Source organism: Sphingobacterium sp. NPDC055431, from assembly GCF_053644255.1.
The window spans coordinates 255,291-281,600 of the sequence record NZ_JBSHLH010000001.1 but is presented as its reverse complement, the minus strand read 5'-3'; the positions used below and the strand labels follow the sequence as shown (position 1 = coordinate 281,600).

The 26,310-nt window shown below is 38.9% G+C and carries 25 protein-coding genes; 6 read left to right on the top strand and 19 right to left on the bottom strand.

All coding sequences use genetic code 11. The features are described 5' to 3' along the window. Positions 1-110: 110 nt before the first annotated feature. Both ACWIB3_RS01245 and ACWIB3_RS01240 read right to left on the bottom strand, forming a co-directional pair. Complete coding sequence (locus ACWIB3_RS01245; protein ID WP_237219419.1) at positions 111-1,766, bottom strand: DUF6377 domain-containing protein; 1,656 nt, start codon at positions 1,764-1,766, stop codon at positions 111-113. Continuing rightward, positions 1,756-2,166, bottom strand: coding sequence for an RNA-binding S4 domain-containing protein (locus ACWIB3_RS01240; RefSeq protein ID WP_454290683.1), 411 nt, complete (start codon positions 2,164-2,166; stop codon positions 1,756-1,758). The genes ACWIB3_RS01245 and ACWIB3_RS01240 overlap by 11 nt, the downstream gene beginning before the upstream one ends. A 105-nt stretch (positions 2,167-2,271) precedes the next feature. Here ACWIB3_RS01240 and ACWIB3_RS01235 point away from each other — a divergent pair, with 105 nt between their 5' ends. From ACWIB3_RS01235 to brnQ, 5 genes are all read left to right on the top strand, one after another. Next, complete coding sequence (locus ACWIB3_RS01235; protein ID WP_254526534.1) at positions 2,272-3,096, top strand: 2,3,4,5-tetrahydropyridine-2,6-dicarboxylate N-succinyltransferase; 825 nt, start codon at positions 2,272-2,274, stop codon at positions 3,094-3,096. A 7-nt stretch (positions 3,097-3,103) separates the two neighbouring features. Further along, positions 3,104-3,685 carry an L-threonylcarbamoyladenylate synthase gene (locus ACWIB3_RS01230; protein ID WP_313260961.1) on the top strand — a complete coding sequence of 194 codons (582 nt, stop codon included), beginning with the start codon at positions 3,104-3,106 and terminating at the stop codon, positions 3,683-3,685. 2 nt (positions 3,686-3,687) lie between these two features. Next, positions 3,688-4,167: a DUF4920 domain-containing protein gene (locus ACWIB3_RS01225; protein ID WP_454290682.1), complete on the top strand. Its 480-nt coding sequence runs from the start codon at positions 3,688-3,690 to the stop codon at positions 4,165-4,167. Positions 4,168-4,237: 70 nt separating this feature from the next. Beyond that, entirely contained in the window at positions 4,238-5,080 is an 843-nt protein-coding gene (folP, locus tag ACWIB3_RS01220) for a dihydropteroate synthase (protein ID WP_454290681.1), read from the top strand. A gap of 5 nt (positions 5,081-5,085) precedes the next feature. After that, positions 5,086-6,393: a branched-chain amino acid transport system II carrier protein gene (gene brnQ / locus ACWIB3_RS01215; RefSeq protein WP_254526538.1), complete on the top strand. Its 1,308-nt coding sequence runs from the start codon at positions 5,086-5,088 to the stop codon at positions 6,391-6,393. 54 nt (positions 6,394-6,447) lie between these two features. On the opposite strand, the gene metG is transcribed toward brnQ, so the two are convergent. Next, positions 6,448-8,514 carry a methionine--tRNA ligase gene (gene metG / locus ACWIB3_RS01210; RefSeq protein ID WP_454290680.1) on the bottom strand — a complete coding sequence of 689 codons (2,067 nt, stop codon included), beginning with the start codon at positions 8,512-8,514 and terminating at the stop codon, positions 6,448-6,450. 216 nt (positions 8,515-8,730) lie between these two features. On the opposite strand from metG, the gene ACWIB3_RS01205 reads away from it, so the two are divergent. Continuing rightward, positions 8,731-9,126, top strand: a complete 396-nt coding sequence (locus ACWIB3_RS01205; RefSeq protein WP_185211305.1) for a DoxX family protein — start codon at positions 8,731-8,733, stop codon at positions 9,124-9,126. Between the two features lie 73 nt (positions 9,127-9,199). Here the strand turns inward: ACWIB3_RS01205 and ACWIB3_RS01200 are convergent, their stop codons facing one another. From ACWIB3_RS01200 to ACWIB3_RS01125, 16 genes are all read right to left on the bottom strand, one after another. After that, complete coding sequence (locus ACWIB3_RS01200) at positions 9,200-9,658, bottom strand: ABC transporter ATPase (RefSeq protein ID WP_185215894.1); 459 nt, start codon at positions 9,656-9,658, stop codon at positions 9,200-9,202. Between the two features lie 11 nt (positions 9,659-9,669). After that, positions 9,670-10,206: a DUF420 domain-containing protein gene (locus ACWIB3_RS01195; protein WP_237219418.1), complete on the bottom strand. Its 537-nt coding sequence runs from the start codon at positions 10,204-10,206 to the stop codon at positions 9,670-9,672. 8 nt (positions 10,207-10,214) lie between these two features. Further along, a complete protein-coding gene (locus tag ACWIB3_RS01190; RefSeq protein WP_254526541.1) occupies positions 10,215-10,841 on the bottom strand; it encodes an SCO family protein in 627 nt (208 codons plus the stop codon). Positions 10,842-10,948: 107 nt separating this feature from the next. Continuing rightward, entirely contained in the window at positions 10,949-11,326 is a 378-nt protein-coding gene (locus ACWIB3_RS01185; RefSeq protein ID WP_185211309.1) for a cytochrome C oxidase subunit IV family protein, read from the bottom strand. Positions 11,327-11,359: 33 nt separating this feature from the next. Further along, complete coding sequence (locus ACWIB3_RS01180; protein ID WP_093100577.1) at positions 11,360-12,097, bottom strand: cytochrome c oxidase subunit 3; 738 nt, start codon at positions 12,095-12,097, stop codon at positions 11,360-11,362. 9 nt (positions 12,098-12,106) lie between these two features. Further along, positions 12,107-12,709 (bottom strand): cytochrome c oxidase subunit 3, encoded by a 603-nt coding sequence (locus ACWIB3_RS01175; protein ID WP_254526542.1) that lies wholly within the window; start codon positions 12,707-12,709, stop codon positions 12,107-12,109. A 3-nt stretch (positions 12,710-12,712) separates the two neighbouring features. Further along, the gene (gene cyoE, locus ACWIB3_RS01170; RefSeq protein ID WP_185211310.1) at positions 12,713-13,621 is read right to left on the bottom strand and encodes a heme o synthase; all 909 of its coding nucleotides are present in this window, start codon (positions 13,619-13,621) and stop codon (positions 12,713-12,715) included. Positions 13,622-13,636: 15 nt separating this feature from the next. Continuing rightward, positions 13,637-14,695, bottom strand: a complete 1,059-nt coding sequence (locus tag ACWIB3_RS01165) for a COX15/CtaA family protein (protein ID WP_454290679.1) — start codon at positions 14,693-14,695, stop codon at positions 13,637-13,639. Between the two features lie 48 nt (positions 14,696-14,743). After that, positions 14,744-16,618: a cytochrome c oxidase subunit I gene (locus ACWIB3_RS01160; protein WP_374670187.1), complete on the bottom strand. Its 1,875-nt coding sequence runs from the start codon at positions 16,616-16,618 to the stop codon at positions 14,744-14,746. A 25-nt stretch (positions 16,619-16,643) separates the two neighbouring features. Continuing rightward, complete coding sequence (locus ACWIB3_RS01155) at positions 16,644-17,993, bottom strand: cytochrome c oxidase subunit II (protein WP_454290678.1); 1,350 nt, start codon at positions 17,991-17,993, stop codon at positions 16,644-16,646. Between the two features lie 41 nt (positions 17,994-18,034). Further along, positions 18,035-19,270 carry a quinol:cytochrome C oxidoreductase gene (locus ACWIB3_RS01150; protein ID WP_185211312.1) on the bottom strand — a complete coding sequence of 412 codons (1,236 nt, stop codon included), beginning with the start codon at positions 19,268-19,270 and terminating at the stop codon, positions 18,035-18,037. A gap of 20 nt (positions 19,271-19,290) precedes the next feature. Beyond that, entirely contained in the window at positions 19,291-19,920 is a 630-nt protein-coding gene (locus ACWIB3_RS01145; protein WP_308214522.1) for a c-type cytochrome, read from the bottom strand. Beyond that, the gene (locus ACWIB3_RS01140) at positions 19,913-20,449 is read right to left on the bottom strand and encodes a DUF3341 domain-containing protein (protein WP_185215891.1); all 537 of its coding nucleotides are present in this window, start codon (positions 20,447-20,449) and stop codon (positions 19,913-19,915) included. Before ACWIB3_RS01140 ends, ACWIB3_RS01145 begins: the two co-directional genes overlap by 8 nt. Before the next feature lie 5 nt (positions 20,450-20,454). Continuing rightward, complete coding sequence (nrfD, locus tag ACWIB3_RS01135; RefSeq protein ID WP_185211315.1) at positions 20,455-21,936, bottom strand: NrfD/PsrC family molybdoenzyme membrane anchor subunit; 1,482 nt, start codon at positions 21,934-21,936, stop codon at positions 20,455-20,457. 27 nt (positions 21,937-21,963) lie between these two features. Then, positions 21,964-24,975, bottom strand: a complete 3,012-nt coding sequence (locus ACWIB3_RS01130) for a TAT-variant-translocated molybdopterin oxidoreductase (RefSeq protein WP_454290677.1) — start codon at positions 24,973-24,975, stop codon at positions 21,964-21,966. Between the two features lie 40 nt (positions 24,976-25,015). Beyond that, positions 25,016-26,302, bottom strand: coding sequence for a cytochrome c3 family protein (locus tag ACWIB3_RS01125; RefSeq protein WP_454290676.1), 1,287 nt, complete (start codon positions 26,300-26,302; stop codon positions 25,016-25,018). Between the last annotated feature and the right edge of the window lie 8 nt (positions 26,303-26,310).

The following is a 26,310-nucleotide window of genomic DNA, read 5'->3' as shown; positions in this document are numbered from 1 at the left end:
TAGTTAGCATTTGAGGCGGGCCAAAACAAAAAAGTAACCAAAGTAAATCAATAAGCATTGTTTTACAGGTTATTAGGCGCTTTTAAAAAGAAAAAAAGTAAAGGGATATGCTAAAATTTTAGGTTACCAATCTCCTTAATCTGTTCATCGAAGTCCTCTTTGGTACCTAAAACTTTGTTACGGACCTTAACTCTATAGTTATAAACCGTACGCAAAGAGTAGCGAAGGAACCGAGCAATCTTGGTGGAATCAGAAATACCGAGACGGATCAACGCAAAAATACGGAGTTCGGAATTCAGCAATTCATCATGTTTCAAGCTCAATCTTTCTTCGGGTTTTAACAGGTTGTTGAACTCCTGTATAAAGGTTGGATAAAGGTTCAGGAAAATCACGTCGAAGTTGTGATATAGGTCGTCAAGTTCGGTCTTGATAAAATCTTGGGATTTCAATTCCTTACTGAGTTCATCCAATTGGTTATTGGAGATCTTTTTTAAGATCCCTTTTCGGGTATTATCTAATTTATCGATATAGGCGGAGCATAATTCAAAAAACTGCGCCATATACTCTTCCTTAATATGGTTTGACTCCTGAAGGTCTTGATTGACTTTTAACAATTGGGCATTAAGGCCTTGCAGTTCGTCATTTAGGTTTTTCAGGTCCTTTCTGGTTTTTTTCAACCGTTTCATCTGCATATATAATATGATGAAGGCGACCAGAAGCAGGATAGACATCAGGGATATGGTGTACAGGAAGTTTTTGAGCTGATTTTTATTTGCTTGTTCTTTTTCCTGAAAAGCAGAATTGATAATCGGATAAAAAGAGGAGTTTTCTATGGTCCTAAATCTCACATTACAGAAAAGGGCGTCTTCCATGGCTTCCTGAATAAAGAGGTAGGCCTTATCGATTTCATTTCTTTCAAAATAGACCAGAGCAAGACTTTGCATAGAAGCATTATCCTTAACCGTATTTTTAACATCGGTGATGGCAGAAAGGCCTAAATAGTAAATCTGTTTTTCTTGGTCATCCTTGTTTTTATAGAGTAGCCCTAATAAATAGGCAATTACAGCACGTTCATGGTCGGTGTCTTTATATTCACTCAATAATTGCAGGAGTTCTTTTTCTGCTTTTTCGAAATTATTTCCAAATAATGCTCTTGTTGCAGAACTTATTCGATGTTCTTTGGAATCAGTAGGAAGAACGTTGAGCAAGGAATCGCGGTAGACTTCGCTCAGGCTAAAATAATTATAGTGGTTGGTACTTTGTCCATAATGGGAATAGAAATCGGAGAAGGCCCGGTAATAATCAGCCTCCTGTTCACTGGAGAGGCTATGTCTTGGAATACCTTTTAAGATTTCGTTTGATTCGATGAATCGCCCCGCAGAGGAATATAAGCTTGCCAATTGGATATCGACTTCATTCTTTTTAAAGTTATCATTCAATTGTAGGGCTAGCTTTTTATTTTCATTGACATAAAAGATAGCAGAGTCGATTTGATAGGTCTTGAACTCGTTATAAAGTTTGTCTTGGAAGTTATACCGATCGGCAGGAGAAGGCATTAGTTTCAGGCGTTCCTTGATTTCGAAGATCTTCATCAATTTTTCCTTTTCAAATTCAATCTTTCTGCCTAGCACCTTTTTAAGTTCTCTTTCCACAGAGTCTTTAGGGCTCACATCCACGACAGATTGGGCAAAGGAAGTTTGTCCTACCAGTGCCAATAAATATAAAATAGAAAAGAATACTTTCTTTAATTCAAGTTTAGTTATCATTATCTTCTTCCCACCAATCACTTTTCAGATCATCAATTTCCCTTCTATCCTTTTTAGTAGGCCGACCAGTTCCACGGTCTCTTTTCAGGACAGGTGCGTGGAATGATGATTTGAAAGCATAGGTTTCTTCTACTGGTGTGTGATCTTCATAAAATTGCACGGCCGTTTTGGCGTCAGACCTACGTTCGAGCAATCCAGTAACCTTAAGGACCTTACGCTCAATTCCCTTCTGAATACTATAGGTTTCCCCTACTTTGACGATTGCTGAAGGTTTTACATTTTGGCCATTGAGTTTAACTTTCCCTGCTTTACAAGCTTCTGTTGCCAAACTTCTGGTTTTGAATATACGAATTGCCCATAAGTATTTATCAATCCGCAATTTGTCTGCTGCCTCTGCCATCCTACAAAAATAGTCATATCTTCTTAATTTTGCCCCTTCTGTAACTTACATATCATTAAAAATCTCCATATTTGTTAATAATTTAAAATTACTTTTAAGAATATTATGGTAGATAATACAACCCTTCAAAAATTAATAGAAGAAGCTTGGGAGAACAGACAGTTATTGGAGTACAAAGAATACTACGAGGCGATTGAATTCGTAATTCAGCACTTGGACAAAGGCGAATTACGTGTTGCTGAACCTGTTGGAGAATCTTGGTATGTCAATGATTGGATTAAAAAAGCTGTAATTCTTTATTTCCCTATCCGTAATATGGAGGTGATCAAGAATGATCCTTTTGTCTACCATGACAAAATGAAATTAAAAACAAACTACAAGGAGTTAGGTGTTCGTGTTGTCCCTGGAGCTTCAGCCCGTTACGGTGCTTTTTTGTCTAAGGGAGTCATCATGATGCCTTCTTATGTCAATATTGGTGCGTATGTTGGTGAAGGTACGATGGTGGATACATGGGCAACCGTTGGTTCATGTGCTCAGATCGGCAAGAATGTTCACCTAAGCGGTGGTGTTGGTATTGGTGGTGTATTAGAACCTGTACAAGCAGCGCCAGTAATTATTGAAGACAACGTATTCGTTGGGTCAAGAGCGATTGTCGTTGAAGGCGTTCGTGTTGAGGAAGAAGCTGTATTAGGTGCTAACGTGGTCTTGACAGCATCAACCAAAATTATTGATGTTTCAGGTTCTGAGCCTGTAGAATACAAAGGCTATGTACCTGCGCGTTCTGTGGTAATTCCAGGTTCGTATACCAAGAAGTTCCCAGCTGGAGAATTTCAAGTACCATGTGCATTGATCATTGGGCAAAGAAAAGAATCTACCGATAAGAAGACTTCATTAAACGATGCGCTTCGTGATCATAATGTAGCAGTATAGCACACTGATGCAAAGACCTTATATAGATAAAGAGGATTTGAATCAGGCTTTGGAAACACTGAAGTCTGGGGGATTGATCTTGTATCCTACCGATACCATTTGGGGAATCGGTTGTGATGCGACTAATCCGGAAGCTGTTGAAAAGATTTTTGCATTGAAAGGAAGAGATAAAGGCAAGAGCATGATCATCCTTTTGGGCAATGACAATCAATTACAAAGCTATGTGAGCGAGGTTCCTGAAGTTGCTTATGAATTATTGGAAGCAACGGATAAGCCTTTGACCATTATCTATTCCAAAGCAAAGAACTTGGCCGCCAATGTCGTGGCAGAGGATGGCAGTATTGGAATCCGTATTGTGAACCATCCATTTTGCGAGCAGTTGTTACAAAGGTTCAGAAAACCTATTGTTTCTACCTCGGCAAACATCAGCGGTGATGCCTCAGCAAGGAATTTCGTGGAAGTCTCTGATGAGATTGTAAATGGAGTGGACTATGTCGTTAAATTTGGGCAACAGGATCCATCAAATGGTACGGCATCGACGATCATGAAATTGGATCCGAGTGGAAAATTTGAATTTATTAGAAAATAAATATGAAAAAGATTATCTCTTTACTGATCTGTGCAGTTGCATTCATTGCATTTAGCCATGCACAAACTGCCATTCAACCAGCAAAAGCTGGTGTTAGCTATGGCAAGAAAATAGATAAAAATGGCGCTATCTCTGTCAAACAACTTGAAAAGAACCTAACTGGAAAAGAATCCTATACAGGGAAAGTTCAAGGCGAGGTTGTTCAGGTATGTACGAAAAAAGGTTGTTTCCTGACGCTGAAAACAGAAGAAGGCAAGGAACCGATCATGGTACGTTTTACAGACTATGCTTATTTCGTTCCTCAAGATATCATTGGCAAGACTGTGGTATTGGAAGGCAAGGCAAAAGTGAAAGAAACCACAGTAGAGTGGCAAAAGCATTATGCTGAGGATATGGGCAAGAGCAAAGAAGAAATTGCTAAAATTAACCAGCCAAGAAAAGATATTTCTTTGGTTGCAGATGGTGTTCTTGTTGTAAAGTAGACGCAAAAGACTTATTTTGGGGGCTGCAAATGAGAATTTGCAGCCTTATTTTTTTATTAATCTTACGTAAATGTCAGTTTTTCAGCCTGTTCCTTGTCAAAGCATTCGCCTTGGTAATCAACTTATGACTTTTGAAGTCCCGAGGATCATGGGCATTCTCAATCTGACTCCAGATTCATTTTATGATGCGGGCCAGCACCAATCGCTGGAATTGGCCTTGGAGCATACGGAGAGATTAATTGGCGAAGGGGCAGATATCATTGATATCGGTGCTTACTCAAGCCGACCTGGAGCAAAGGAAATAAGTCATCAAGAAGAATTAGATCGCGCTATACCAATTATTGAAGCTATACATAAGCAATTTCCAAAAGCTATTCTATCCATTGACACCTTTCGAGCTGATGTTGCCGAGGCCTGCGTAAAGGCTGGGGTCCATATCATCAATGATATTTCAGGTGGGAGTCTAGATGCGGATATGTTCAATATGGTTGCTAGGCTTCAAGTTCCTTATATTTTGATGCATATGCGCGGAACACCCGCTACCATGCAGCAAATGACTGATTATGATGATGTCGTAAATGATGTAGCGGTAAGTCTGGGAAACAGTGTTGCAAAACTCAGGGAATTAGGGGTAAAGGATATCATCCTTGATCCTGGTTATGGTTTTGCCAAGACCATTGACCAGAATTATGAGTTACTGATGCGCATCCAAGAGCTACATTATTTCGGATTGCCCCTTTTAGGAGGTATATCCAGAAAATCGATGCTCTACAAAAAAATAAAATCTACCCCTGACCAAGTATTACCTGGAACAATCGCACTTAACACCTTGCTTCTAGAACGTGGAGCCCAAATATTGAGGGGCCATGATGTCAAGGAGGCCAAACAATTAATTGAAATTTTTTATACCTAATCATTTTGAAGAAAACTAGAGACATAATCACGATAGGTTTTGCCTTATTTGCCATGTTCTTCGGAGCTGGAAATTTATTACTCCCCCCTTACATCGGAATACAAATTGGAGACCATGTCTGGATCACCATCTTGGCATTTGGTCTGACCGGAATATTATTGCCTTTTTTCGGAATACTCTCTGTTGTAAATTCAGGGGAATCATTTGAGGATCTTGGGACTAGGATCAACAAATTCCTTTCGCCTATCTTAGGAACCGTCATCATGCTCTGCATTGGGCCTCTGATTGCCATTCCAAGGACAGCAGCTACAACCTTTGAAGTTGGTATATTGCCATCATTCCCTAATGCAGATCCCCTTTGGACCTCGATTGCCTTCTTTGCAGTGACTTGGTTACTGACCATTGCACCATCAAAAGTGGTAGATATTATCGGGAATCTATTGACGCCATTGCTGCTGGTCTTATTGATTAGCTTGATTGCCATGGGCATATTCTCCCCTATGGGAGATTTCAGTGAATCTTCCTTGGATACGGCGCAGTCCTTTACCTTAGGTTTTGTAGATGGCTACCAAACCTTGGATGTACTGGCTTCTGTGATCTTTGCTGGGATTATCATTACGGCATCCCGCACAAAGGGCTATACGAGCGTGAAATCAAAGAACCAAGTGGTAATCGCAGCTGGTATTTTGGCTGCATCCTGTCTTTTTATAATATATGGAGGTCTGATCTATCTTGGTGCAACTTCTGGAATCGAGGATTTAGCGATCAAGAGATCGGAATTGCTGATCCGTATTTCTCGTGCCATCATGGGACCATTTGGAACCATTGCTATCGCAGTCAGTATCGCTCTGGCCTGTTTGACTACTGCCATTGCATTGACTTCTGCTGTGGGAACCTTCTTTTCCTCACTGACAAAAGGAAAATTGAGCTATAAGCTTTTGGTGACTGTATGTTGTATAGCATCTTGTGTGCTTTCTATTACAGGAGTTGATAATATTATTTCCTTTGCTTATCCTATCCTAACTTTTGTTTATCCGATTGTCATCACATTGGTTCTATACACGGTTTTCTTTGGAAGCTTTGTGAAAAACAAAAAGCCTTATGTGGCTGCTTTGATCGGTTCAACCGTTATTGCCTGTTTATCATTGGCCAAACATTTCAACTTATTGAGTGAAAGCATGATTTCAACCCTGAACCATATTCCATTCTTTCAATATGAATTAGGTTGGGTAGTCCCTTCCTTTGTGTTGTTTGTTTTGTTGATCTTGGTTACAGGTACTGGGCACAAAAAAGAAGAAGAAAAAATGCTATAAATGAAAAGGCTGGTCGATGTGACCAGCCTTTTCATTTATCAATAATGCTATTGACTATCTTACAATACTTCCAGCGGAAATATCTGTATTTGGTCTAACAAAGTCTAGACGGCCATCTGCATCTTCAGCCATTAAGATCATACCCTGAGATTGGATTCCCTTAATTTCTCTTGGTTCGAGATTGACTAAGATGGACACTTGCTTACCTACGATTTCTTCAGGCGTAAAGTATTCCGCAATACCAGAAACGACTGTACGCTTATCAATGCCTGTATCGATGGTCAGTTTCAAAAGCTTTTTAGTTTTAGCGACTTTCTCTGCAGTCAGGATTCGACCAACACGGATATCCATTTTCATGAATTCATCGAAGTTGATATTCGGTTTTTGTTCCGCTTTAGGTGCTGCTAAAGCATTGCTTGCTTTGGCATTGGCCAATTTATTCAATTGAAACTCTACTTGTTCATCAGTAATCTTATCAAACAACAATTGGGTTTCTCCTAATTGATGACCGGATTCCAATAGATCAGATTTTCCAGCTTCACCCCAATTCTGAGCGGCCAAGTTTAGCATTTCAAAGACTTTCGTAGAGGTAAAAGGCAAGAAAGGCTGGCCTAATAATGCAAGGTTTGCAACAATTTGACTTGCTACGAATAATACGGTTTTAACACGTTCTTCGTCTTGTTTGATTACTTTCCAAGGTTCTTCATCAGCCAAGTATTTATTTCCTAAGCGAGCTGCGCTCATAAACTGCGCAAGGGCCTCACGGAACCTGTATTGGGATAGCGATTGCTTGATTAATCCTGGATAGGTAGCAAGTTCATTTAAGACCGCTTGATCAGATTCAGTCAATGGAGAACCCAATAGTACCTTTCCTTCAAAATATTTATGGGAAAGTACCATCACACGGTTAACGAAGTTACCATAGATGGCCACAAGCTCATTGTTTACACGTGCCTGGAAGTCTTTCCAAGTAAATTCAGAATCTGAGGTTTCAGGAAGGATAGAGGTCAGCATGTATCTCAATTCATCTTGTTTACCTGGGAATTCCTCTAAGTATTCATGCAACCATACGGCATGGTTTCTTGATGTGGAAAGTTTATCACCTTCTAGGTTCAAAAATTCATTGGCAGGAACATTCTCAGGGAGGATATACTCGCCATGAGCATGTAAGATCGCTGGGAAAATGATACAGTGGAAAACAATATTATCTTTTCCAATGAAATGGATCAATGTTGAATTGTCCTCAGGGTTGGATTGTTGTTTCCAATATTTCTCCCAATCCTTTCCTTCATCGATAGCCCATTGCTTGGTCGCAGAGATATATCCGATTGGTGCATCCAACCAAACATATAATTTCTTTCCTTCAGCTTCATCAAGAGGAACATCTACCCCCCAATCCAAATCGCGGGTCATAGAACGCGGTTGCAATCCGGATTTCAACCATGATTGGCATTGTCCGAATACATTTGATTTTAATTCGTTTTTCTTCCCTTCGATCAACCATTTCTCTAACCAAGGTTGATATTTATCCAATGGCAAATACCAATGTTTTGTTTCCTTTAGAACCGGAGCTTTACCACTTAGGGTTGATTTAGGGTTGATCAGATCTGTCGGGTTAAGTGACGTCCCACATTTTTCGCATTGGTCACCATAGGCACCTTCATTTCCACAGTGTGGGCAAGTTCCTACGATATAACGGTCTGCTAAAAACTGATGGTATTCTTCATCATAATATTGTTCTGAATATCGTTCGATAAACTCTCCTTTTTCATAAAGGTTCAAGAAGAATTCTTGGGACAATTGATGGTGAATAGGCTCAGAAGTACGGTGATAGATATTGAAAGAAATACCAAACTGCTCAAAACTCTCTTTAATCTGTTGGTTGTATTTATCGATGATTTCTTGAGGAGTTACGCCCTCCTTCTTGGCTTTAATCGTGATTGCAGCGCCATGCTCATCAGATCCACAAACATAAACAACGTCTTTGTTGTTTAATCTTAAGAATCGCACGAAAATATCTCCTGGAATATAAGCCCCAGCAAGGTGGCCTATGTGAAGTGGACCATTGGCATACGGCAATGCAGATGTAATGGTATAACGTTGTTTACTGAATATATCCAATTTGATTGCAATTAATGATTAATATCGAGCCATTTTCAGCTCAGAGAACAAAGATAAGGCAAATTGGAGTATTCTGCTATTTCTAGGGTGATTTTCATGAAGAATACAAAAAAATAATTTCATTATTTAAAAAGTTTATCTTCTTGATCTATGATAATGGAGGCTATTTCTGAAAATATGTATCTTCGCTTCAGTTACAGACACTTATTATTCAATATGAAAAATTCAAGAACAGATTTAGGTCTATTAATAATTCGCATAGGATTCGGATTGACCATGATTGCCTTTCACGGCCTACAGAAGTTAATGGGTGGTCCAGAAAAATGGACTGCAATTGGTAAATCAATGGGAAACTTAGGAATTGACTTTATGCCTACTATTTTTGGATTTACCGCAGGATTAGCAGAGTCCCTGGGATCTCTGTTGTTAATATTAGGTTTGTGGACAAGACCAGCGGCCATTATTTTGGCCTTGACCATGTTGGTGGCTACATTGAACCATCTTGCCAAAGGTGATGGTCTGTCTGGAGCATCACACGCGATTGAATTTATGATCGTTTATATCGCATTCGCCATTATGGGTCCTGGAAAACTTAGCATCGACAAAAAGTAATCGAAATAACAGTTATAAAACCAGAAGGGCTTTGCAAATTGCAAAGCCCTTCTGGTTTTCTTGATTCGAATTTCTATTTAAATACAGTGGCATGCCAACTGTTTTTCATTGGGACCTGCCAATTGCTCTTTAATTCTTCTTCTGTTTGCACTAAATTGTTGAAGACAATGGTTTCAGCATTTACTTCACCTTCTTTGCACAGCGCTTCAAAAACATCCCTTGAAACCAATTGTATATTGTTTTCACTATCACGGTAACTGATCAAGGTTCTGTTGAATAGACCAATGTTCAATTCTTCCTCCAGCTCCTTTAGGATCCTTACTGACTTATCAATAGAACATCCAGTGACCTGAGCGATCTCTTCGTCAACAGTTAATATAATAAAAAGGTTATTGATAATTTCTGCCTTGCCTGCTAACTGACTACCATGCGCAGTCCATTCTCTGATAAAGGAATCTAATTTTGCTTGAGCGATCTCATGCTCGGGTTGTGTGAAAAATCGATCTGCCTGATAAATCCAAACTTTCTTCATATCTCAATTTATTAATGCGTGTAATACGGAGAAATCATGAGATACACAATTACTCCTGTAACTGCAACATAAAGCCACATAGGATAAGTGATGCGTGCTAGCTTCTTATGACGCTCATAGGCACCAGCAATCCCTCTAACAAAAGTAAATAATACGAATGGGATAATGACGATCGATAAAATGATATGTGTCACAAGAATGAAAAAATACACATATTTAATTGCTCCTTCTCCACCATAACTTGTTGAAGTGGAAGTCATATGATAAGCTACATACATCAGCAGAAACAAGGAAGAGAAAACCATGCACAACTTAATCAAGTTTTCGTGCATCTTGACATTTCCTCTTTTGATAGCTGCAACTGCGATTACCAAACATACTGCTGTCAATCCATTGATGGTAGCATAAATCGGAGGCAGAAAACTAAGGGGTTCCACATCATAGCCCATCTTTTGTAGGTTTATGCCAAATAAGGCAGCAACCGCTAAAGGAATAATTACAGACAGGGTCCAGATTACGCCTTTATATTTCTTTTCTTCTTCAGTCATTCCCATAATTACTTTCTCTCTACTTTTAATGGATTATTTCTAACCTCTTCAACCAACTGTACCTTGATCTCATCTTCTAGGCGATCCAATTCTGACCGAAGACTGATATCATAGAAACCTCTGATCCTTTTCTCGGAATCTATCAAGACAAATTGGTTGCTGATAATAAATTTTGTGCTATCCGCTGGTACCGGCATGGCTTCAATGAGCATCGCGGTTCTTGCAAATTCAAAGATATCTACACTTGGTTTGTTCACGACAAACCAATGTGGATTTTTGTCTTTCTTGTAAGGCGCAATAAACTTTTCCAAATCTGCTGAAGAATCATTCGGGTCAACTGATATAGAATAAAGTTCCACCTTCGGATTCGATTTGAATCTAGCTGCAATGGTACTCATATCATGAACCAATTGCTTAGAAAGACCTTGATCTCTGGTATAGAATAAATGAACTACTGAAACGGCTGTGTCAGTACCTAGGAATTTAACCGGTTTATTGTCATAATTCATAAACTCAACCGGACTTAATTGGTGGAATATGGTGTCGGGGATTTCTCTACCCATCACTCGTCGCATTTCACCAGAAAGCTTTTTCTCTCCAAAAACTGGCAGCTTAATGTACTCATTAGAGCCCATTTTATTAACCAGTATATATAAAAAACCTGGCACAAATAGAACAAGTGCCAGGATTATTAATTTTGATATATTTTTTGAACGAGTATTTTTACTCATTACTTATATGCTTATTGATGTGGGAAAGTAGGTTGATGAGTCATTACAGTGTGTAAATAACCACCTTCAACCAACATTAAAATAATGAAATAGATAATAAAGAAAAATACTACTGCACAAGTTACGATAAAGCTAGATTTCTCGAACTTCAAGTGCATGAAGAATGCTACGATATAATAGGCTTTTACCAATGTCAATACAATATAGATTGTATTCACTAGCATTCCTTTTTGTATGATTCCCCAGTGGTGTACAAAACCTAAAGCGATTAAGAATTCTAATGCTGTTAAAGCTAATAGAACAAAGAATACACTCCAGATACGTTTTTTATCCATTCCTTCGCCATGCGCATGCGCATCGTGTTCTGATATATTTTCGTGATTAGTCATGTTCAATGAATTTTAAAATAATTCTTACAAAAATTATACTAGGTAGAAGAAGGTAAATACGAATACCCAAACTAAATCCACAAAGTGCCAGTATAAACCTACTTTTTCAATCATTAGGTAAGTTCCTCTTCTTTCAAACGTATTGTTTAAGGTCATGCTCAACACAATAATGTTCAACAATATACCGATTGATACGTGGAATCCGTGGAAACCTGTAATGGTAAAGAATAGATTAGAGAACTGCAATGCAGCTGTGTAAGAAATGTCCTTGGTGAAATAAGGTTGGAGAGCATTTACAATGGCATTATCATCCGTTAATCCAGTTGCTGGATTTTGACCGAACCAGAAGCCCATGTGATGTAAGTGGCTCCACTCTAAAGCCTGACAGCCTATGAACATAAGACCACCTAAAATAGTCCATAACATCCATTTGACAACCTCTTGCTTTGAATTTCGATGTCCTGCTTCTACGGCAAGTACCATCGTAACGGAAGACATGATCAAAATAAAAGTCATGATACCCACGAAAACCAAAGGTTGACCTGAATCTGCGATACCTGGAATAGATTGGAATACCTTATCCGCATCAATCCAGCTAGGTTGCGCAAATTTTTGAGCACCATAATAAATCAAGAATGCAGAGAATGTAAATGCATCTGATACTAGGAAAAACCACATCATGATCTTTCCATACTCTAAGTTCCAAGGTGATTTACCTCCGCTCCAAGGTCCTTGTTTTACCTTATCCAATTGCGATACTGTTGTACTCATTGTTTACTGTTATTGATTCAAAAGTAAGAAAACATAAATATAAATCCATAATAGACCTAGAAAATGCCAAAATATAGAGGCAAGTTCCATCCGGAAGATATTGTTATCAAGAGCAATTTTGCGCATTGCTCCAATATAACATCTAACCAACACCAATATTCCGGCTATGATGTGGGCTAAGTGTAAGCCTGTAAATACGTATATGAACGATTGCGAAGCATTAGAGTTCACAAAGGTTATCCCTCTATGAAACAATACAGACCAAGCTTCGACTTGCAACCAAAAGAAAACTACCCCTAATACAATAGTAATCAATAAGTAGGTCTTTTGTTTTGATATTTGATTAGCTTTTACTGCTTTGAAAGCAAGGTACATGCTAACACTACTTAATACAATTACTGCGGTACTATAGATGAACGCATATGGTAAGATAGTTTTGATCCCCTTATCAACACCACTTGCAGTATATACTATAAATCCACTTGTCAAAGCAGCAAACATCATGAACATACCGATCATTCCAAGCCAAAGATTAAATTTCTTTGCTTTTCTTGATTTTAGTAGTTCTTCATTCATCAACTCTTGCTTATCCATCGATAATTGTAAATCCATTTTTTATTTAAAAGGTATAAAGTCAAACAACAACACTAATTGAGTTAAGGGCAAATAAGCAAAAGAAGTAAACATGATCTTTTTTGCTGTACTGACCTCCATCTTTTGAAGATGTTGATAACCATACCAGGTGAAAAGTAATCCTCCTATTAAGGAAAGAATGGTAAATACCCATCCGCCAATTCCAAAATACATCGGAAGAAAACCAATTGGAATCATTAGCAGACATGAAACAAAAATGAACCATGCTGATAATTTATCCTTCCTCGTCGTAGGTAGCAATCTGAAACCTGCTCTTTTGTAATCGTCATCAGATACCCAAGCAATTGCCCAGAAATGTGGGAACTGCCAGAAAAACTGAATGGTAAACAAAACCAATGGCGTAATTACGATTGCCTGCTCACTTACCTCGGCATATGCTAATCCGAATCCTGCAGATTCAAATGCAGCGTAATAACCAATTAGTGGTGGCAATGCTCCTGGAATCGCTCCTACCCACACTGCTATTGGTGATTTTTGTTTTAATGGTGTATAGACAAAGGCATAAAGGAAAATTGAAAACACAGATAGTAAACCTGCTATAAAATTCAATTCTACCAGGATCAAAGTCCCAGCTATTCCCATGAACACGCTTAAAATTAAAGCCTGTCCTGTGGTCATCCTTCCTGCAGGTAATGGTCTATCTTCGGTACGCTTCATTAATTTATCAAGATCTCTTTCGATGATCTCGTTAAATCCATTGGCAGCACCTGTTACCAAAAATCCTCCAATAGTCAACAACGCCCAATTAAACCAGATGATATCACCTTGCTGTGTTGCTCCAATCAAAAATGAAATGGAAGCAGAGAACACAACTGTTAGCGTAAGCCTCAGCTTGACAAGTTTGTTAAAATCTGAAATAAATTCCTTCATAACCAAAATAAATCCCTAAACCGTTGTTGATAATGCTTTCTCTGGTTTGTTAAGGATCAACAATAAATAATATTGTGAACCAACCAATAAACTTGCAATTACCAAATGCACTGTTTGTGCCACTGCGGGAACATGAAACCTAGCCAATATTATCCCTGACAACATTTGGATACAAACTAATACCAATGAAATCTTCGCATACTTGAATTGAACCGTATTGATCAATTCTGAAGACCTTATCTTGAAATATAAAAATACACTCAAGGCTAAAGTTACATATGCTAAGAGTCTATGCGTTACATAGGGCAACCCAATAGAATCAATCCATTCGCTACGTTGTACTCCTTGTTGATTAAGATGGTCGATTATCTCCCGAACATCAGTACCAAATACTACTTGAATAACTAAAATTGCCAATGAGATCAATGTGATCCATGTAAACCCTTTATTGGTATTCTTCAAGAAAGAGTTGTCTCGCAATTTAATCGCCCAATAATATGTCTGTATAGCAATACAAACAATTATCAAAGCCAATAGCATGTGAATGGTAATGACCCAAGGGGTAAGATTTGTTGAAACAACAATCGACCCTAACCAGGCTTGTATAACAACGACAATAAGATTAAGAACGCTCCATATGACTATGGCTTTTTTCTTTTTCCAATAAGTAAAAGAATATATTGCTGTAAACAGCATACTGAAACCGGCTAAAACTCCAGTCAGACGATTTATATATTCAGTCCAAGTTTTTACAGCATTGAATTCTTCATGCTCATGGATTGTTTCATCGTGACGAATTTGATCTGCTAAGTGCGAATATCCTAACGCTTCGATCATATTGGCAAAGCGTTCATTCTTCTTGATGCGACCTTCTACATAATGCTGCTCGAAACCTTCAGGTAATTGAGAAGCATCTGTTGGAGGGATAATCCTGTTAAAACATTTTGGCCAATCCGGGCAGCCCATTCCTGAACCTGTACTCCGAACGACTCCTCCTGCTGTTATTACTAAGAAAAGAACGATAATCGTGATCTTATTTATCCGTATAAAACGCTTTTCAGCTGCTGGATACATAGATCTCTCCTTTTACATTAAAAAGTATAAAGAGAGGTAGGTATGAACCTACCCTTCTTCTTCTCTGTTATGCTCACGATTGTAAACCTTTTGAGCTTCAATACCTTCTTCATTTCCTTCCCAGTCATGCAATAAGTTTGAGCTCATTGTTTGTGAAAGTGGAGTGCTTTGAGGAATGAAATCTGCATCATGTCCAGGTTTACTGTAATCATAAGGCCAACGGTATACTGTAGGGATTTCTCCTGGCCAGTTTCCGTGAATATGTTCTACTGGAGTAGTCCACTCCAATGTATTTGCATCCCAAGGGTTTTGCGGAGCACGTTTTCCACACCAGATGGATCCGAAGAAGTTCCACAAGAAAGCAACTTGTCCAACAGCTGAAACGATAGCTGCCCAAGTAATCAACAAGTTAACTGATACCCATTTTTCCATAAATGGAAACTCAGTGAAAGCATAGTAACGACGAGGAACCCCATCAATACCCATAAAGTGCATTGGGAAGAATACCAAGTAAGCACCAATGAATGTCAACCAGAAGTGGAAGTAACCCAAACGCTCGTCCATCATACGTCCGAACATCTTAGGATACCAATGGTAAACTCCTGACAACATACCGAAGATAGATGCTGAACCCATTACCAAGTGGAAGTGAGCTACTACGAAATAAGTATCATGTAAGTTGATGTCTAATGCTGCGTTACCTAGGTACAAACCTGTTAAACCTCCAGATACGAAGAAAGAAACCATACCGATTGCAAACATCATCGCAGGAGTGAAACGGATGTTACCTCTCCATAGGGTTGCAATATAGTTAAAGGCCTTAACGGCTGAAGGAACAGCAATGATCAAGGTGGTAATCATAAATACACCTCCCAAGAATGGACTCATACCTGTTACGAACATGTGGTGACCCCAAACGATGAAAGATAAAACTGTAATACCAACTAGGGAATAAACCATCGCATGGTAACCAAAGATTGGTTTACGAGAGTTTGTAGAAATTACCTCAGAAGTTAAACCTAATGCAGGCATTACTACGATATATACCTCAGGGTGTCCTAAGAACCAGAATAAGTGTTGGAACAAAATTGGAGAACCACCTTCGTTAGGAAGGATAGTACCTTGAACCACTAAATCTGATAAATAAAAGGATGTACCAACTGAACGGTCAAAGAATAATAATACTACTGCAGAAACTAAAACTGGGAAAGATAACAAACCAACGATAGCTGTTAAGAAGAATGCCCAAATAGTAAGAGGCATTTTCCATAATTCCATTCCTTTAGTACGCATGTTCAATACTGTAGAGATATAGTTAACACCTCCTAATACCTGTGATGCAATAAATAAAGCCATGGAAATTAACCATAGGGTCATACCTAATCCAGAACCTGCGATAGCTTTTGGAACTGCAGAAAGTGGAGGATAAATTGTCCATCCAGCAGATGCAGGACCACTTTCAATGAAGAAAGAAGCAACCATGATCACACAAGCGGTAAAGAAAAACCAGTATGATAACATGTTCATCAATGGTGAAGCCATATCTCTAGCTCCCAATTGATAAGGGATTAATAAGTTACTGAACGTACCTGATAGACCTGCTGTTAATACAAAGAATACCATCATGGTACCGTGAATAGTTACCAAGGACAGGAAGAAGTCCGGTCTAATTCGACCACCTTCAGCCCATTTTCCCAAGAAAACCTCAAGAATTGGAAACTCATGATCAGGCCATGCTAATTGAATACGGAATAAAATCGACAGGATCATAGCGAAAACCGCCATTATGATACCAGTGATCAAGAACTGCTTAGCAATCATCTTATGATCTTGACTGAAGATATACTTCGTCAAAAAGGTCTCATGATGGTGATCATGTGATCCGTGATGAGCTGCGTCGTGCGATATAACTGTAGTTGACATATTCTATTTAAATTCTCTGTTATATTTAATTTATTGAAGCCGCGATACGGTCATTCTTCTCAGTGTTTCCTTCTGCTTGAGCAAACTCTTTTTGAAGGTCTTCTGTGAAGAATTTAGCTTGTTTGCTTAACCACTCCTTGTACTCAGCTTCGGTAACCACTCTTACATTCTTTTGCATGTTGTAATGAGATTCACCACAGATCTTCGCACATAACATTACGAAGTTGTATTGTGGATCATTCATCTTATCACGCATCTCATCAGTAGTGATGGTTGGTGTAAACTGGAAGTAGTTGGTCATTCCTGGTACTGCGTTGATTTGAACACGGAAATCAGGAATATAAAAAGAGTGAATAATATCTTTTGACATAATGTGGAAACGAACTGGTTTGTTAACCGGAATCACAATTTCATCCCCTTTAACATCATCCCAAGCTGTTTTATCATTATAGTCTATACCATAAGAGTTCAATGGAGTAGTCAATTTATAATTACGTTTTCCAAATTCACCATCCGCTCCTGGATAACGAACTGTCCACATGAACTGCTCACCTAAAACTTCAATCTGTAAAGCTGATTTTTTTAGATCTTCCGGAATATTGGTGATTGATCTCCAAGTAAAGAAACCGAACAATACCAAGATAGTTAGTACTACCGCTGGAACAATTGTCCATAATCTTTCAATAGCATCGTTATGTGGATAGAAATATGCTTTGCGTTTAGCGCGCATCCTGTAGACAAAAGTAAAGGTCAATAATAAAATATGAACCAATACTAATACGATAGTAATGATAACTGTAGTGATGATAAACATTCTATCGATATCCTTACCATGCTCGGTCGCCGCAGGTCTCCATGACCAACTTCCCCAAACTGCATATCCGTAATACACAAATCCTAAAAATCCAACCAAGAAAACAAATAATAAAACTGCTTGTAGTGTATTATTTGCCAAAGGATTGTATTTTCCATTTACTTTCTTAGTCAATACGTAGATCGACTGTACCTTTCCGATAACTGCAACCACAGTACATAAAACCAAGAAAAGTAAAATATAGTAAGTCAAGTTTTTGTAAACCTGAGGATCAATTTTCTTCTCTTCTTTGGTTGTTGAAGCAGCCGGAGTTACTGTGCTGCTTGAAGTACTAGATGCTGAAACGCTAGCTGAATCTGTTGCAGTAGGAGCCGCAGCAGCACTATCAGCTGGTGCAGCAGCCGAATCTGCAGTTACTGCAGGTGTTGCCGCTTGCTCAACCTTCGCTGTATCAGCTGCTTGTTCCTGAATGGTAGCCATTGCAGGAGCAGCAAACAATAGGTTAATAGCTAATAAGCCTCCAAATAAGGACTTAAATCTGTTATGTAATTTAAACTTCATCTCTTATAACACGTTTGAACGTTATTTCAACTTAATCTCTATTAAATTTGGTGGTGTAAACTTTCATCCAAGAATGGGTGGTTCTTCGGTACCAAAGCATGTTTGCTCAATTTCGAAAGAACTAAGAAAGTAAAGATTCCAACAAATCCTATTGCAGTACCGATTTCAATGAAACCAAAACCACGGTGTGCATCAACTGTACCAGGCATTACCATGATATAGTAGTCTAACCAGTGACCTAACAACAATACGATAGATACAAACAACATCATGTTTTGCTTACGTTTTGCGTCACGGTCTACCAATAGTAATAATGGAGCCACAAAGTTAATAACAATATTTATCCAAAACCATGGCTTGTATTCTGGTTCCCAACGTTTATAGAAATAAACAGTTTCTTCTGGAATGTTTGAATAGTAGATCAACATAAATTGAGCAAACCATACATAAGTCCAGAAAATCGAGAAACCAAACATTAATTTACCTAAGTCATGTAAGTGGTTTTCATTTACCCAGTTCATATAACCAGCTTTCTTAACCAAGATTAAGATAACTGTAATAGCAGCTAATCCGCTAACCCACATTGCTGCAAAGTTGTACCAACCGAACATGGTAGAGAACCAGTGTGCCTCTAAAGACATAATGGTATCAAATGACCAGATTGGAGTAGTAAATCCGAAGATTACCAAGAATATTGCGGATAATTTAAAGCTCTTTTTATATGAATTTAAGCCTCCTGCTAAATCCTCGTTGTAAGATAATTTTGCAAGGATAAAGGCAAAAATGCTATAACTACCCATAAAAATAATCTGACGGATCAAGAATCCTGGTACATTTAAGAAAGCAGATTTTCCAGCAACTAAACTGTCATAGTTAGGGCTGTTTGGATCAGTTAATCCATCTGCATGCCAGTGGTGGTATAAATTATGTGTATTCAATCCTAACGCTACGATGATTAATAGAATCACGGAAGCAATTGGAAGGATACTAGCCATTGCCTGAGGAATACGGATTAAACCTGCAGACCATGCTGATTGAGTTACTAATTGTAAGGCAACGAAAAAAGCTCCTGCTGCACAAACACAAGTAAAATAATATCCCATCAATAATAAATTGGCATATGTACGCTCAACCATTATATGGTCACTTGATAGTAAGCCAATTGCAATTGCGGCTATCCCTACAACGATTGCAACTAAACTCAGGACCTTTGCGATACCTGCGAATTTAAATTGCTCGCTGAAATTATAATCGTGATGATGATTGTGAGTTCCCATTTATAATATTCGATGTTAAATTATTTTTTTTGCAATTCGTGAACATACATTACCACTTTCCAACGCTCTTCTGGAGATAGTTGCGAAGCGTGTGAACCCATCGCATTATATCCATAAGTAATTGTATGGTAAATCTTTCCATCTGTCAATTCAGACATTTGACCTCCTCTTGAAGATGGAGTTCCAGCTGATTTATGGTATGATGGCGGAGGAGGGAAATTCTCTAGAGCTCTTTTACCTCTAGAATCCTCAACTTCTCTATCTTTTGTAATAGCACCATCACCTGCCCCATCTTTACCATGACAAACTGCACAGTACGTCAAGTATAAAGCCTCTCCTTCTTTTAAGTGAGCTGGATTGACAACTAAAGGGTTCTTTAATTCCAATCCCGCACGCTCATATTCTTCAACAGAGTTTCCATAGTCAAAACGATCAAATCCGATAGGATTAGAGCCTTGAGGTGGAGTTTGAGCTGTACTATTATTCTTAAAATTCTTATTTGGCTGATCCGGATTAAAAGCAATTGGATCATACATATTACGTGAGAATTCCCATCCTGCACTGCGAGTGGTGCCATCTCCGCATGAAGAAACAACTGCTGCTAAAGCGACAGCAACACATACAGTTCCAAGAAAATTCCTTTTATTCATAACTAACATATTTTCTTTCATTGTACTTAACTTCTACTGCTCCTGCTTCTTTCAATAAGCCATCGATCAACGCATGGTCAGTATTTTCATTTGCATCTACTGCAATAATAAAACGATCATCCGTAGCTCTCAAGTCCATCACACGTGGTGCACGGCCTGGAAATAAATGGTTACGGAAAAAGAATGTTGCAACCATACCCAAGGCACATAATAAAATTGTCACCTCAAATGTTACTGGAACAAAGTTTGGCAATGGCATTGATGGTTTACCACCAATATTCATAGGCCAGTCATAGGACATGGTGTAAAACAAAAGACTAAATCCTAAAACTGTTCCCAATGCTCCGAAAATAAAAGCCGCAATGGGTAATCTTGAAGGTCTTACACCCAACTTCGCCTCAATCCCGTGGATTGGCATCGGGGTAAAACAGTCGTAAATGCTAATATTGTTTGCTTGCAACTTGTCAATCCCATGCATCATTTCATCAGGATCAGCAAAACTACCTAGTATATATTTTGTATTGCTCATTGCTATTATTTTTGATGTAATGCCTTAATGTCCGCTTCTGTAACTGTATCGTATTTATCCAATGAATCTCTGAAGTATTCAACTTGCTCCTCAGGGAATGCACCTTCTTGTACAAGTTTAGTTTTATGCTGTAAGCTTGAGCTTTTCAACAACAACTTAACCTCTGCAATCGCAATACCTGGTAAGAAACGAAGGAATAATAAGAATAAAGTAAAGAACAATCCAATAGATCCTACGAAGATACCTACGTCAACCCAAGTTGGGTAGAACATTGCCCATGATGATGGTAAGTAGTCACGGTGTAATGATGTTACGATAATTACGAAACGCTCAAACCACATACCGATGTTCACAACGATAGACAAAATCCAGGAGATAGGAATACTTGTACGAATTTTCTTGAACCAGAATAACTGAGGAGAGATTACGTTACATGTCATCATCGCCCAGTAAGCCCAAGCATATGGTCCAGCAATTCGGTTAGCAAATGCATACATCTCGTATTCAGAACCTGAGTACCATGCAATGAATAACTCAGTTAAATAGGCGATACCTACGATTGAACCAGTAGTCATGATAATCTTGTTCATGGCTTCGATATGGAACATAGTAATGTAATCCTCAAAATTCATTACTTTACGTAAGATCAACAATAAGGTCTGTACCATCGCGAAGCCTGAGAAAATCGCCCCTGCAACGAAATATGGAGGGAAGATTGTCGTATGCCATCCAGGAATTACCGATGTAGCAAAGTCCATGGATACGATAGTGTGTACAGAAAGTACTAATGGTGTGGAAATACCAGCTAAGATCAAGGAAACAATTTCAAAACGTTGCCAAGTTTTTACCGATCCATTCCATCCAAAAGATAAAATTGAATAAACTCTTTTCTTGATACCAGAAGCACGGTCACGAACCGATGCAATATCTGGTAATAAACCACAGTACCAGAAAACTAATGATACAGTGAAATAGGTAGAGATCGCAAATGCGTCCCATACCAATGGGGAGTTAAAGTTAACCCATAGGGATCCAAATTGATTTGGTAATGGGAAAATCCAGTAAGCCAACCAAGGACGACCCATGTGAGCTACTACATAAGTAGCAGCACAGATTACGGCAAAGATTGTCATCGCCTCAGCCGATCTGTTAATGGAGTTACGCCAGTTCTGACGGAATATTAATAATACAGCGGAGATCAAAGTACCGGCGTGACCAATACCTACCCACCATACGAAGTCGGTAATATCCCATGCCCAACCTACTGTTTTGTTTAATCCCCAAGCGCCGATACCCGTCCAGAACGTGTATCCAACACTTACAACCCATAACATTGCGCCTAAGGCAGCTACGGTAAAACCGATCCACCACGCTTTGTTTGGTTTATTTTCAACCGGAAGTAAGATATCATCTGTAATCTTTGCATAGGTGATATCCTTGCCGGTGATTAATGGTTCTCTTAATATTGATTCGTTATGCGATGACATAGTTATTTTATTTCAGTCTAGAATAAATTATGCTTCAAATGTGTTTCTTACCTTCGTCATATAACCAATATTTGGTTGTACGTTGATTTCTTCAAGCACATAATAAACACGTTCATTACGTAATGCTTTTGAAACCTCTGACTCCGGATCGTTTGCATCACCAAAGATGATTGCATTTGCCGAACATGCCGCTTGACAAGCCATTTTGATATCTCCGTCTTTCACTTTACGGTTCTCCACTTTAGCCTGCAACTTACCTGCTTGGATACGTTGAATACACATTGAACATTTCTCCATAACCCCGCGAGAACGTGTGGTTACATCTGGATTTAATACTAATTGCGTAAACTCGTTGTTCAAGTAGTTGTCAAAACGAGAATCATTCCAGTAGTTAAACCAGTTGAAACGACGTACTTTATATGGACAGTTGTTCGCACAGTAACGTGTTCCGAAACAACGGTTATAAGCCATGTGGTTAAGACCTTCTGAAGAGTGAACAGTTGCTAACACCGGACATACAGTCTCACATGGAGCGTGCTCACAGTGTTGACACAACATTGGTTGGTAAACTACCGATACATCTTCGTAGTCATAACCAGCTGCCTTAGCAATTTCTTTCTCTTTTGTTAGTTTACCTTCTCCTGTATTCAAGGTGTAGTAACGGTCGATACGCAACCAGTGCATTTCACGACGACGGCGAACCTCGTCACGACCTACAACCGGAACGTTGTTCTCAACGTTACATGCAACAATACAAGATCCACAACCGGTACAAGCATTCAAATCGATTGCCATCACCCAACGGTGACCAGGTTGTTCAAATTTATTCCATAGATCATATGTTTGGTGCGTATCAGAGAAACGACCAGACTCAGAATTAGGATCTTTTAAGTAATTAGCAAACGTAGTCTCACGGATAATATTACGCCCCTCAATGGTGTGGTGCGTTTGTGTTTGAGCCAATTCATAGATTCCAGACGCTTTGGAAATCGAAGCTTTTGCAGCGAATTGAATGGTTCCATTTACTAAACTTGCAAATGGATAAGCATTAACACCTACATTATTTCCTGCCTTACCAACTTTAGTACGACCATAACCAATTGCAACTGAAACTGTGCCTCTTGCTTGGCCTGGTTGTAACAACACTGGAAGGTCTACTTTATAGCCATTTGCTTCAACAGTAACTTTTCCGGTCTCTTTAACACCTAATTCCTCAGCATCTGCCGGGTTAATAGCTGCAAAGTTATCCCAAGTTACTTTAGAAACTGGATCTGGCAATTCTTGTAAGTAAGCATTGTTAGCCCAACGTCCGTCTCTAATATTTGGAGATTCATAAATCTTTAATTCAACCCCTCCAGCAACACGCTTAGCGTCATTAGTAATTGCAGCAGCAATTGCATTGACATCTACGTTAGCTGAATAAGATGAACCTGTGTTTGAACCTTTATAAATAAATCCTTGTTGAAGTACATCTTTCCAAACTTTTCCGGTTCCTGCTAAGATATTGGTCTCCCAATTTTCCTTAACGAAATCATGGATAGGTTTGTTGACACCTGCCCAGTTGATCAAACTTTGTTCAGCTTGACGTGTGTTAAATACTGGATTGATGGTTGGTTGAACAATGGTAAATAATCCCTCTTTTGCAGAAGCATCACCCCAAGATTCTAAAAATGTATTATTTGTAGCAATAGCTTTCAATTCTGATGAAGTTTCATCAGCACGATCACCTAAAGATACTGTATAACCAATTTTTGAAATTGCAGCTTTTACATCATCAGTTTTAAAGTAGTCATAAACTGGGTTTGAGTTCCAGAAAATAGCTACACCTACTTGACCAGCTTTAGCAGCTGTTAAGAAAGTTTGAAATGCTGAATCCGATCCTTGATGTTGTTTAGAGAAATTATCTAGGTCAATGATTGAACCATAAGCTCCTAATGCTGTATTGATTGCGTTTGCTAAAGCTTGAACATTCGTATCATTCGATCCTGCTACAACTACTGATGATCCTTTTGAATTCACCAATTCCTTAGCGGCAAGAGCGATTGCTGTTTTTGCTTTTGCATTGTTTGTACCGCCAGCAACTGATTGTCCAGTGATAGCATTGTACAAGCTGATTAATACTGCTCCTTCTTCTGAAGGTTTGATTGCAATACGAACATCTGCATTTGAACCAGTCATTGATAAACCAGATTCAAATTGAATATGACGTGACATCTTTCCGCCTTTCAACGATTTATAGTCACGGTTTTTAATATAGTCTTGTGTATGTTCTTCTCCAGCTACCCAAGTTCCTAAAAAGTCTGCTGCTACTGAAACAACAACTTGCGCTTTATCAAAATGATAGGAAGGAACAACTGCTTTACCGAATGAAGCTCTATTGGCTTCAATGATACCGCTGTAAGAAACTGCATCAACTTGAACATGTTGAGTTGCAGGATATTTTGCAGCAAATGCCGCGATAGCAGCCAATGAAGAAGGACTATTGATTGTGTTTGAAACAATTGTGATCTGTTTTCCTGCTGCTTGTGCTTTATTCAATGCATCAACTACCGCTTGGTCCAATTTTGCCCAATCTACATCTTTACCTCCAATTTGAGGGTTCTGTAATTTGGACATATCGTACAAGTCAAGAACAGATGCAGATGTTGAAGCGTCTGTACCTTGATTTAAACCAACTGCATTTGGATTTGCTTCCAATGAAATTGGTCTTCCTTCTCTTGTCCTAACGATTACACTCTGACCATTGAAGGAAGAAGCGTAGAAGTTTGGTACACCTGGAGTTACTTCTTCAGGTTTGATTATATAAGGTACTGCCTTGTGAATTGGCGTACGGTTACACGCTGCCAATGTCACAGCTCCTAAACCAAAACCTAAAGCTTTCAAAAAGTCACGACGAGGTGTCTTGGTACTTAAACCAGCTTCATTTAACACATCTTCTACGGGAATAGGCTCAGCAAACTCACTCTTGCTTCCTTCAACAAAAGCAGGAGTTTGATTCAATTCCTCTAAACCTTTCCAATATTTTTTATTGCTTTCCATTTAAGCTATATATAAGATTCCGTTATTCTAAATTAATTTATTAATAATGACACTTTCCACACTCTAATCCACCGATCATAGCTGCTGTCATCTTCTCACCTTTTTTCAACTTATCATGAGCCTCGATCAATTGATCATAGTACGCATTGTCTGTGTTCACAGAAGTTTCTTTGTGACAGTCAATACACCATTTCATGGTAAGTGGTGAATATTGGTAAACTTCTTCCATATCTTGGATAGGACCGTGACATGTTTGACATTCAACTCCTGCAACTACAACGTGTTGTGAGTGGTTGAAATATGCAAAGTCCGGCAAGTTGTGGATTCTAACCCATTCGATAGGTCTTGTGTTTGTACCATATGTTCTAGCTTCTGGATCCCAATCTACTGCACGGTATAATTTCGCAATTTCTGGAGAAATGTTACCATCGTAATGATCTGAACCTGTTACTGTATTGTGACAGTTCATACATACGTTTGCTGACGGAATCGAAGCGTTTTTCGATTTAAATGCTCCACCGTGACAATACTGACACTCAATCTGATTAACACCAGCGTGGATTTGGTGAGAGAATTTAATTGGCTGCACCGGTTTGTAACCTTGGTGAACACCAACATTCCACATGGTTTTCCAACCTGCTACACCCAATAAACCAACGACCATCAGTACAACGAAGAATACCAACTTCTTGTTCTTTAAAAATGCCTTCGCAAATTTTACAGAACTGCTTTCGTCTTCCTCTTCACTTTTCGCCTGAGCCTCAGCAATTGACGCTTGGTTGTTAGCAATAACACGTTCTAAAGTTTTTGTTACCCTGTTCAATGCAAAGATCACTGCCACAGCAACCACAAACAAAGCAACCAATCCGATAATCATCAAATTGTTCGCATCTGAACTTGCAGCACCAGCACCTCCAGCAGCAGGACCAGCAGCCTTTTTCTCAGCTAACTTCACCTCTTCTGCTTGCAGGTACGCAATGATATCCTTAATATCACCTTCAGAAAGGTTAGCATAAGGAGCCATTGTTGTAGCAAACTGAGACTTCAATTCAATAGCTTGTGGATCGCCTGAATCAATCATCCCTTGCGGGTTATGGATCCATTTCACAATCCATCCTTCTTCTCGACGCTCTGACAAGCCAGCCAAATCTGGACCGGTCAATTTCTTACCTACAGCGTGACATGAATTACACGCATTCGACTTGAATAGCGCTGCACCATTCGCAGCATCCTGCGCCTGCGTGGTAGTAGTAACGGCAAATAACAATACCAAACTGATTGATATTGACTTCGCAAGTCTTCCCAAAACGGATGAGATATTTCTCATATTTAGCA

Coding starts and splice junctions, on each gene's coding strand:
- ACWIB3_RS01245 (WP_237219419.1), bottom strand. CDS start 1,766: ATGATAACTAAACTTGAATTAAAGAAAGTATTCTTTTCTATTTTATAT.
- ACWIB3_RS01240 (WP_454290683.1), bottom strand. CDS start 2,166: ATGGCAGAGGCAGCAGACAAATTGCGGATTGATAAATACTTATGGGCA.
- ACWIB3_RS01235 (WP_254526534.1), top strand. CDS start 2,272: ATGGTAGATAATACAACCCTTCAAAAATTAATAGAAGAAGCTTGGGAG.
- ACWIB3_RS01230 (WP_313260961.1), top strand. CDS start 3,104: ATGCAAAGACCTTATATAGATAAAGAGGATTTGAATCAGGCTTTGGAA.
- ACWIB3_RS01225 (WP_454290682.1), top strand. CDS start 3,688: ATGAAAAAGATTATCTCTTTACTGATCTGTGCAGTTGCATTCATTGCA.
- folP (WP_454290681.1), top strand. CDS start 4,238: ATGTCAGTTTTTCAGCCTGTTCCTTGTCAAAGCATTCGCCTTGGTAAT.
- ACWIB3_RS01205 (WP_185211305.1), top strand. CDS start 8,731: ATGAAAAATTCAAGAACAGATTTAGGTCTATTAATAATTCGCATAGGA.
- ACWIB3_RS01200 (WP_185215894.1), bottom strand. CDS start 9,658: ATGAAGAAAGTTTGGATTTATCAGGCAGATCGATTTTTCACACAACCC.
- ACWIB3_RS01195 (WP_237219418.1), bottom strand. CDS start 10,206: ATGACTGAAGAAGAAAAGAAATATAAAGGCGTAATCTGGACCCTGTCT.
- ACWIB3_RS01190 (WP_254526541.1), bottom strand. CDS start 10,841: ATGGGCTCTAATGAGTACATTAAGCTGCCAGTTTTTGGAGAGAAAAAG.
- ACWIB3_RS01185 (WP_185211309.1), bottom strand. CDS start 11,326: ATGACTAATCACGAAAATATATCAGAACACGATGCGCATGCGCATGGC.
- ACWIB3_RS01180 (WP_093100577.1), bottom strand. CDS start 12,097: ATGAGTACAACAGTATCGCAATTGGATAAGGTAAAACAAGGACCTTGG.
- ACWIB3_RS01175 (WP_254526542.1), bottom strand. CDS start 12,709: ATGGATTTACAATTATCGATGGATAAGCAAGAGTTGATGAATGAAGAA.
- cyoE (WP_185211310.1), bottom strand. CDS start 13,621: ATGAAGGAATTTATTTCAGATTTTAACAAACTTGTCAAGCTGAGGCTT.
- ACWIB3_RS01165 (WP_454290679.1), bottom strand. CDS start 14,695: ATGTATCCAGCAGCTGAAAAGCGTTTTATACGGATAAATAAGATCACG.
- ACWIB3_RS01160 (WP_374670187.1), bottom strand. CDS start 16,618: ATGTCAACTACAGTTATATCGCACGACGCAGCTCATCACGGATCACAT.
- ACWIB3_RS01155 (WP_454290678.1), bottom strand. CDS start 17,993: ATGAAGTTTAAATTACATAACAGATTTAAGTCCTTATTTGGAGGCTTA.
- ACWIB3_RS01150 (WP_185211312.1), bottom strand. CDS start 19,270: ATGGGAACTCACAATCATCATCACGATTATAATTTCAGCGAGCAATTT.
- ACWIB3_RS01145 (WP_308214522.1), bottom strand. CDS start 19,920: ATGAATAAAAGGAATTTTCTTGGAACTGTATGTGTTGCTGTCGCTTTA.
- ACWIB3_RS01140 (WP_185215891.1), bottom strand. CDS start 20,449: ATGAGCAATACAAAATATATACTAGGTAGTTTTGCTGATCCTGATGAA.
- nrfD (WP_185211315.1), bottom strand. CDS start 21,936: ATGTCATCGCATAACGAATCAATATTAAGAGAACCATTAATCACCGGC.
- ACWIB3_RS01130 (WP_454290677.1), bottom strand. CDS start 24,975: ATGGAAAGCAATAAAAAATATTGGAAAGGTTTAGAGGAATTGAATCAA.
- ACWIB3_RS01125 (WP_454290676.1), bottom strand. CDS start 26,302: ATGAGAAATATCTCATCCGTTTTGGGAAGACTTGCGAAGTCAATATCA.